Genomic DNA, 7,652 nt, shown 5'->3' on the forward strand with positions numbered 1-7,652 from the left:
CAGCGACGTGCCCCTTTCGACCCCGGGCCTGATCGAAACAGGAACGGCCGGGCTACTTTTATGCCGAGCCGACAGCGCGAGCAACTCGAATGCAGGTATCGACTACTTCACCGCCTGCCGCTCGATGCGGTCCAGCGCTTCGCCCACCGCCGCCGTCATGTCGGTCGCCTCGGAGATCCCCACGATGTTGTGATTGCGTACCGTCACCGTGATCTCGGCGATGTGACGGTGCTTCTCCGTCGCCAGGATCACGTGGGTGTCAAAGTGTGTGCTGAGGATCTTTTCGATCTTGGAGAGGCCTTGCTCAAGGACGGCAAGATGGAGCTGATCGAAGCGCCGTAGGCGGTGAGGACAATACGAATCTGTGAAAGAAGGGGCACAGCGATGTGCCCCTTATCGTTGCCGGTCTGCATCAAGTCACGAACTCAAAAGTGAAAGCCCAGCTCAACGGTCTCCGTCCGCGGGGTGACAAAGTGAGTCCCGCTAAAGGTGGAGAGGAAGTTGTAGAGGGCCACTTTGTTGGTCAGGTTGATGACGGTGAATCGCAGGCTCACCTTGTAACGTTCCTTGCGGAAGAGGTTGTCGTCCCCGACGCTCAAGTCGAAAAGATGGCGGGAGGCGACGCGGGGCGGATTGGTGTCGTCATTCACCGTGCCCGGCGCGGGGAGCTGCATGCGGGTGGAACCATAATCCGAGGGCGCGCAGCTGATGAGGGGGACCGCCAGGGTGGGGAAGGTGTTGCCGCAGAACAGTCCGGCTTGCAATTGCTGATCGGCGCTTAGGCCGGTCAGGTCCACGGGCGTGACGTCGTCCTCCGCCACCGGTACCTCGCCCGCAACCAGGCCGCTGTCGTAGCGCCAGTTGAAGCCGACCCACGGACCATCTTTCCACGGTTGATATTGCACGTGGGTGGTCTGCTGGAACACCTGGTCATGGTCGATGCGGAAGGCCCCGCCCCCGGCCCCCAGGTCGGTCCCCAGGCCGCCGACTTGCGGGCCGAAGAACCGGGCGTTGACGTGCCCCATCATGACGAACGCGGTCAGGCCATGGAAATTCGGCAGGCTGATGCGCCCCGAAGCGCCCGTGATCTTCGAATTGTGCCAGGAGATAGGGAAGAAGATTGGGGTGTTGAGAAAATCCCCGAAGTCGTAGGCATTGTGTGTGTACTTCCAGACGTAATCGCCGTCGATGACCAGATACCTCCCCAGCGCCTGCTGGCCTCCGACGTGGAACTCGTTACGCTGGCCGGCGCGAATGGGGACGCCGCTGCCGGCGCCGAAGAGGGCGTCGGTGACGGGATCGTTGGTGCTGGCCAGGATCAGGTTCTCATTGAACGGCGTTTCCATGATGCGGGCGTAAGAGGCGCGCAGCACCGTGTTGGTCTTCTTGATGTTGTAGGCGACGCCCACCCGCGGCTGGGGCTGGGCATCACGGGCTAGTCCGCGGTAGATATCGCCGCGGATCCCCAGGTTGACCGTCAGACCCCCCTTGGTGATGGTGTCCTGGGCGTACAGGCTCAGTTCTTTGACGTCGGCATGACCGTTGAAGCCGAAGAGCGTGAATGGGGGTCCGGTACGGGTCAGGTCGAAGGGGAGGAGCACCGGCGCGAAGAAGGGTCCGGGGGAGTTGGGGTTGGTCTCCACATTCATCTCGTATCCCGGGATAGCGGCGCATTGCGACGGGTCGTTGACCGACGGGTCGGCCACCGGGGCAAAGTTGCCGGCGGGATTCAGGGCGATGCAGGGCGAGTTCACGCCCGCGTCGGTGATGCCAACGTTGAATGTCTCGTCCAGGAACCAGTGCTGGAACGAAACCCCCACCTTCACATTGTGAGCCCCCTTGGTGTGCGAGATGTCGGCGCGCAAGCCGGCATTGAGCAACGTGCGGTGCTGGGATGCGGTCTCGGTCAGGTCGGAGAGCGGATCGCGGCTGGGGAAAAAATTGAAGACGTCGCGGCGCACGAAAGGCGTCACCGTCAGCAATGTATTCGAGCTGAACAGGTGCGTCCAGCCGGGAGAGATGTTGAAGGTCTCGATCTTCGCCCGCTGGTCCTGGCCGATGGCCGCCGAATCGAAGGAGTTCGGCTGCTGGAACCAGGAACGAGAGTAGCCCACGTTGGCGTGCAGCGAATCCTTGTCGTTGATCTGGTAGTCCAGGCGGTCGAAAGCATTCTCCTCGTTGCCCTTGGCGTGGAATACCTGGAACTCCGGCGGGTCCAGGAAACGCCCGGTGTTCAGCCCGCTCAGGGAGATGAAATTCCCCCATTTCTCGCCGCCATAGGCCAGTTCGAAGCCGCCAGTGGCTGAGCCGAACGAGCCGTAGCCGGCGGTCACGCTGCCGGTCGGCTTGGTCTGGTTCAGCCCGGAGCGGGTGGTCACCTTGATCACCAGGCTGGTCTTGTCGCCGTATTCGGCGGGCGGGGCCCCGGCGATCACCTCCAGCGACTGGATGGAGTCCGCCGGGATCTGGTTGGAGAAGACCTTGCTTTGCTGGTCGCTGATGGGCTGGCCGTCCACCGAGAAGGAGTTCTCGGCGTGGTCGCCCATGCCGTGGAAGAGGCCGTTCGAATCCGCCACCACGCCCGGCGAGGCCAGCGTCACCAGCGAACTGACCGACGACGACTGGCTCTCCAGCGGCAGCTTGTCGAACAGGCCGCGGTCCACGTCGGTGTGGAAGTTCGGGTCCGCTTCCACCAGGTCGGCTCCCGTGGCTTCCACGGTCACGGTGGTGCTCGCGCCCCTGACCTTCAGCGCGATCGGGACTGAGACCGGTACCGTGGACCGTACATCCACGTCCTGCACTTCGGAGCTGAATCCGGACGCCGTCACCACCAGGTGGTACGGGTTGAAGGGGATATTGCCGAAGCGGAATTCTCCCACTGCCCCGGTTAGTGTCTCCCGGTGGAATCCGCTGACTGGGTAGCTGATCTCCACCTTTGCTCCCGGAACCACCGCGCCGGTCGGATCTTTCACCACCCCGGTGATGGTCCCGGAGCTGGAACCCTGTCCCCAACCCGCTGTCGAGGCCAGCAACGCGATGGCAAGCAGAAATACGAACAGCCGCAATGAAATACGCATGGACTCCTCCCACGAGAGTCGGTTTTTCAGCACTTTGGATCGGAACGGCTAAAGAGAGGCGCTAGGCGGTGGGAGGAGGGGGACGATCGAAGAGATTGAAGGGGAGCTCGCGGGCTGCGACCTTGACCTGCTTGGGAACGTTGTTGGCGCTCGTCGCCGCCTGCTTGCCGCTGTGCTGCGCCTGCACCACCGGCATGGCAAAGTGAGCGCCTGAACAGATCGAACAGTGCTTTTCGTTGGCGTTGCCGTTCGGGTGGACGTGGGCCGCCTCAATGCTCAGCGCCAGCGCCACCAAGAGCGCGCAAAACACCACCATGGCCTTAAAGGCAGTGGCTCGCGGTGTGTACCCCCTGCACAACATCAATCCTGAGATGCTACTCGGCGTCTGCCGGTTACGTCAATGTGCCGGAAGTCCAGCGCCGTGGCCGTGCGTCACGGCAGCTTGGATGATTTTCCGTCATCGGCGGCGGCGTGGATGGTGAGGCCGAGGGAGCGGGTGTCGTCGTCGGGGTCGCCGCTGAGGATGTGCCACGCGTTGCGGTATGGCTCCCACTTGCTGCGGCTGGGGCGGCGTGAGTGGGGCCACAGATGGGTGATGTAACTGTGCGGAAGCTCCGAAACTGGAATCACGTACCAAGCGTCAAGGGGCGGGATATAGGCGACGAGGACGTCATAGCCGAGAGGGCGACCGTCACCAAACCGGCGGTGCTGGATCCGATAGCCCAAGGAGGTCTGGGTCCAAGCGGATTTTACCTGCACACGCACAGGTTTGCCGGCGCGGTCGCAGACAATGAAGTCAAACTGCTCGTTGTCGCCGTGGGGTTTGGAGATGGAGAGGCCGAGGGCGCCGACCTTGGCCATGAAGACCACTTCGACCCATTCGCCCTTCGCTTTGTCGGACATCGAGGCCCAGGGAGGTTTCTCCGGGCTGGACATGTAGGCAATCCTTTGGGGGTCATCCTGAGCGGCTCTAGCCGCGAAGGATCGCGCGAGCGGTAAGGCCATCGTCGGCGCACGCGAGATCCTTCGGGCCTGAAGGCCCTCAGGATGACGCCAGGGGAAGATATGGGGGCACTTCCAGTATGACCCTGCGGGTCAAGGGGGCGTTCGGCGTCGGGACTGACGTCCCTCCGCTGGACGGCATGTTTAGCGGCGAGCATTTCGTCAGGTCCCTCGGTCGTCGCTCCACCCCGTCGCGCAAAGCGCGGCGGGGACCCCGGCCGGGACTCCCTCGGGCTGACAAAGAAAGAAGAGGGATCAGGACGCGGGCCTGAAGGCGCCCGCACTACCTCAGGGCAGTGGGCTGCCGGCCACGCCGCTTGTTGTTCATCCCACCCTAGCCAACATCGCGCTCGGGTAGGGCACCCGGAGGTCCTCCGGCCGGATCGCCAAAGCCGTACAATCGACGCGGCTTTCGCCGATGAGGGTGGAACCCGCAGGGTCATGAACAATCGCGACATCCGGGCCGCGTGGGCGTACCACGACGGAACCAAGCACTCGTACTGGAGTGTTCGCAACAATCCGCACTTCCTGGACTGGGCGAATCGGCCGCTGCCTTTCAAGATCTATCCCGCGATCGAGCCGCTGGCGCTGCCTCGGGACGTGCCCCAGACGGGCGTCGCCGCTCTATCGGCGATCTCTCAGATCGCTCTTTCGCGCGGCCAGGATTCCGTGCCCACGCTGCAAGACCTGGCGCGCCTGCTCTATTTCTCCGCCGGCATCACCAAGAGCAGGTCGTATCCGGGCGGCGATATTTACTTTCGCGCCGCAGCCTGCACCGGGGCCCTGTATGAGATCGAGCTGTACGTCGTGTGTGACGATCTCCCCGGTCTGGAGGCCGGCGTGTATCACTTTGGTCCGGCGGATGTCGCTCTGCGGCGTCTGCGCAAGGGAGATTTTCGTGGCAACCTGGCTCGAGCCGCAGCCGACCAGCCGGCCGTGGCCCATGCTGCCGCGACCATCATCTGCACCGGCACCTACTGGCGGAACGCATGGAAATACCAGGCAAGGACCTATCGCCACTTCGGCTGGGACAACGGCACGCTGCTGGCGAACCTGCTGGCCACCGCGACCGCCTCGGGCTTGCCTGCCGAGGTCGTTCTCGGATTCGTGGATGCCGAGCTGAACCGATTGCTCGACCTCGACACCGCACGCGAAGTCTCGTTGTGCCTGGTTCCGGTGGGACGCCTATCGGCGCCGGCCGTTCCTCCTCCGGTGGATGTGGCGACGCTGGGCTTGGCAACCGTCCCACTTTCGGACCGCGAGGTCCAATACCGGGCGATGCTGGAGATGCATGAGGCGTCGTCACTGCGGTCGGAGGAGGAGGTGCGCCAATGGCGTGGGAGTTCAACAATCGTGCAACCGTCGCGCGCGGCCAGCGAGGAAGCAGAGCTCGCGCCGTTGGCGGAGGCAGAACCGCCGCATGACTCAGTCGAGCAGGTCATTTTGCGACGCGGCTCGACCCGCACCTTCGACCGGAGTGCATCGCTCACCCTGCCGCAATTCTCTACCATCCTGGATCGCTCGACCCGGGGTGTGGCAGCCGATTTTCTTGTTCCGCGGGGTGCGCAACTCAACGACCTTTATGTGATCGTGCATGCCGTGGACGGCCTGAAACCGGGCGCTTACTTTTTCCATCGAGACAGGCGATCGTTGGAGCTTCTGAAGGAAGGTGACTTCCGAGCCGAAGCCTACCGCCTCGGACTGGAGCAGGACCTGCCCGCGGAAGCCTGCGCCGACATCTTCTTCCTGGCGGACCTCCGCGTCATCCTGGAACGGCTCGGCAATCGCGGCTACCGCGCGGCGCAATTGGAAGCAGGCATCGTGGGGGGCAAGATGTATCTGGCGGCGTACGCCCAGCGGCTGGGAGCGACCGGGCTGACCTTCTTTGACGACGACGTGGTCAACTTCTTCTCGCCCCACGCCGCGGGGAAGAGCGCCATCTTCCTGGTCGCCGTCGGCAAGCCGCGGAAACGCACCGCTCTCGACTCACGGATCTGAGATCTTCAATCTGAGGCTCTTGCCGGCCGCTGCGTGTTGGTTAGGGCCACCGAGCTTGAGGCCGCGCACCGGGCCGGTGCAGATGTTGGGATGGTTGAGCGCGGACGCCGCTTCAAGAAACCGTAAGCCGCCTGCAGTATGATTCCCATCCCCTGGCCGCGAGCGGCTGACGATTGGGCTGGATTGCGCCTCTTCGCAGGGCGATACTGGGCGCGATGCGGCGGCGGCTCCAACTCATCCTCCTGCTCATTGGCTGCGTCGCGCCGCTGAGTGCGCAGAAAGCGGCCGCCCCCGGCGCCAAGCCCCGTCTCAGCGAGGCGGAGCGCGCCATCCTGAATGAACAACTGGTGGAGGCGGCCGACGACGACCGGCTGTCCGCGGTCCACTCCCTGCTGGCCCGGGGCGCCGATCCCAATGCCGCCGACAAGTTCGGCGCCAGCGCGCTGATGCACGCCTCGGGATCGCCGAATCCGGCGGTGGCGCAGGCGCTGCTCAAGGCCGGCGCCGACGTCAACCGCGCCGACACGGCCGGCTGGACCCCGCTGATCACGGCGGCGGAAGCGGGCAACGTGCAGGTCATCGAACTGCTGCTGGCGTCGCATGCCGCCATCGACACGGTGGACCGCAACGGCTGGTCGGCGCTGACCGAGGCCGTGCTCAACAACCACCCGGCGGCGGTGAAGGTCCTGATCGCGCACGGCGCCTCGCTCCGCCTGCGCGACCCCGACGGCCGCACACTTTTGATGTTCGCCGCCGGCGAGGGACACGCGCCGGTGCTGGAGCTCCTGTTGAACGCAGAACCGGCGACGCAATTGCCCAAGGCGCTCAACGAGCCCGACCGGCGAGGCTGGACGGCGCTGCACCACGCGGTGGCGCAGGGCTGGAGCACCATCTCCGCCATCCTGCTGGGCCGGGGCGCCAATGCCAACGCCCGCGCCCGCGATGGGCGTACGCCTCTGCTGCTGGCCGCCGATCAGGGTGATGTGGAGGATGCGAAGGTGCTGCTCGCTCGCGGCGCCGAGGTGGATGCTGCCACCCATAACGGCATCACCGGACTGATGCTGGCCGCCGGACGCGGCCACCTGGAGCTGCTCACGTTGCTGCTGGAGCATGGCGCCGATCCCAACCGCCGCTCCCGCGATGGACGCACCGCGCTCGCCGAGGCCATGCGCAAAGGACATCCAGATGTCGCCGAGGTCCTGCGCGCGCCGCACCCCCCGGCGGCGCCCGAGTGAGGGAAATCTAAAACCCTTCTGGTACCATTCCGGCTATGGCCCGCCGCAAATCCGCTCCCCGGACCGAGCCGAGCACGCGCGACGGCCAGCAGCCCGCCGAACTGGTGCTCATCACCGGCATGAGCGGTTCGGGCAAGGCCTCGGTGCTCAAAGCGTTCGAGGACCTCGGTTACTACGCGGTGGACAACCTGCCGGTCGAACTGCTGCCGCGCTTCGCCGAACTCGTGCGCCAATCGGCGGAGATCCAGCGCACCGCGCTGGTGGTGGACGTGCGCGAGGGCGCCAAGCTGGGCAAGCTGCCCGTCCTCCTGCGCACCGTGCGGCGCCACATGCCCACCAC

At 64.8% G+C, this 7,652-nt stretch carries 6 protein-coding genes and 1 pseudogene; 3 read left to right on the forward strand and 4 right to left on the reverse strand.

The window, feature by feature from the left end; all coding sequences use genetic code 11:
* Window positions 1-102: 102 nt before the first annotated feature.
* The 4 genes and pseudogenes from VMS96_01270 to VMS96_01285 form a co-directional block, all read right to left on the reverse strand.
* Window positions 103-297: pseudogene (locus VMS96_01270) on the reverse strand (HPF/RaiA family ribosome-associated protein).
* 128 nt (window positions 298-425) lie between these two features.
* On the reverse strand, window positions 426-3,077 hold the full coding sequence (locus tag VMS96_01275; protein HVP42028.1) for a TonB-dependent receptor: 2,652 nt from the start codon (window positions 3,075-3,077) through the stop codon (window positions 426-428).
* Window positions 3,078-3,138: 61 nt separating this feature from the next.
* Window positions 3,139-3,393, reverse strand: a complete 255-nt coding sequence (locus VMS96_01280; protein ID HVP42029.1) for a hypothetical protein — start codon at window positions 3,391-3,393, stop codon at window positions 3,139-3,141.
* Window positions 3,394-3,509: 116 nt separating this feature from the next.
* Entirely contained in the window at window positions 3,510-4,013 is a 504-nt protein-coding gene (locus tag VMS96_01285) for a group I intron-associated PD-(D/E)XK endonuclease (protein HVP42030.1), read from the reverse strand.
* Window positions 4,014-4,520: 507 nt separating this feature from the next.
* Between VMS96_01285 and VMS96_01290 the strand changes: the two genes are divergently transcribed.
* The 3 genes from VMS96_01290 to VMS96_01300 form a co-directional block, all read left to right on the forward strand.
* Window positions 4,521-6,077 (forward strand): SagB/ThcOx family dehydrogenase, encoded by a 1,557-nt coding sequence (locus VMS96_01290; GenBank protein HVP42031.1) that lies wholly within the window; start codon window positions 4,521-4,523, stop codon window positions 6,075-6,077.
* 215 nt (window positions 6,078-6,292) lie between these two features.
* Window positions 6,293-7,312 carry an ankyrin repeat domain-containing protein gene (locus tag VMS96_01295; GenBank protein ID HVP42032.1) on the forward strand — a complete coding sequence of 340 codons (1,020 nt, stop codon included), beginning with the start codon at window positions 6,293-6,295 and terminating at the stop codon, window positions 7,310-7,312.
* Between the two features lie 35 nt (window positions 7,313-7,347).
* On the forward strand, window positions 7,348-7,652 hold a 305-nt coding region (locus tag VMS96_01300), incomplete at its 3' end, for an RNase adapter RapZ (GenBank protein HVP42033.1).

This window comes from Terriglobales bacterium (assembly GCA_035543055.1).
Classification (GTDB): domain Bacteria; phylum Acidobacteriota; class Terriglobia; order Terriglobales; family Acidobacteriaceae; genus JAIQFD01.

Bases quoted from the DNA above. Each gene is read 5' to 3' on its own strand.
- VMS96_01275 (HVP42028.1), bottom strand. From the start codon at position 3,077: ATGCGTATTTCATTGCGGCTGTTCGTATTTCTGCTTGCCATCGCGTTG.
- VMS96_01280 (HVP42029.1), bottom strand. From the start codon at position 3,393: ATGGTGGTGTTTTGCGCGCTCTTGGTGGCGCTGGCGCTGAGCATTGAG.
- VMS96_01285 (HVP42030.1), bottom strand. From the start codon at position 4,013: ATGTCCAGCCCGGAGAAACCTCCCTGGGCCTCGATGTCCGACAAAGCG.
- VMS96_01290 (HVP42031.1), top strand. From the start codon at position 4,521: ATGAACAATCGCGACATCCGGGCCGCGTGGGCGTACCACGACGGAACC.
- VMS96_01295 (HVP42032.1), top strand. From the start codon at position 6,293: ATGCGGCGGCGGCTCCAACTCATCCTCCTGCTCATTGGCTGCGTCGCG.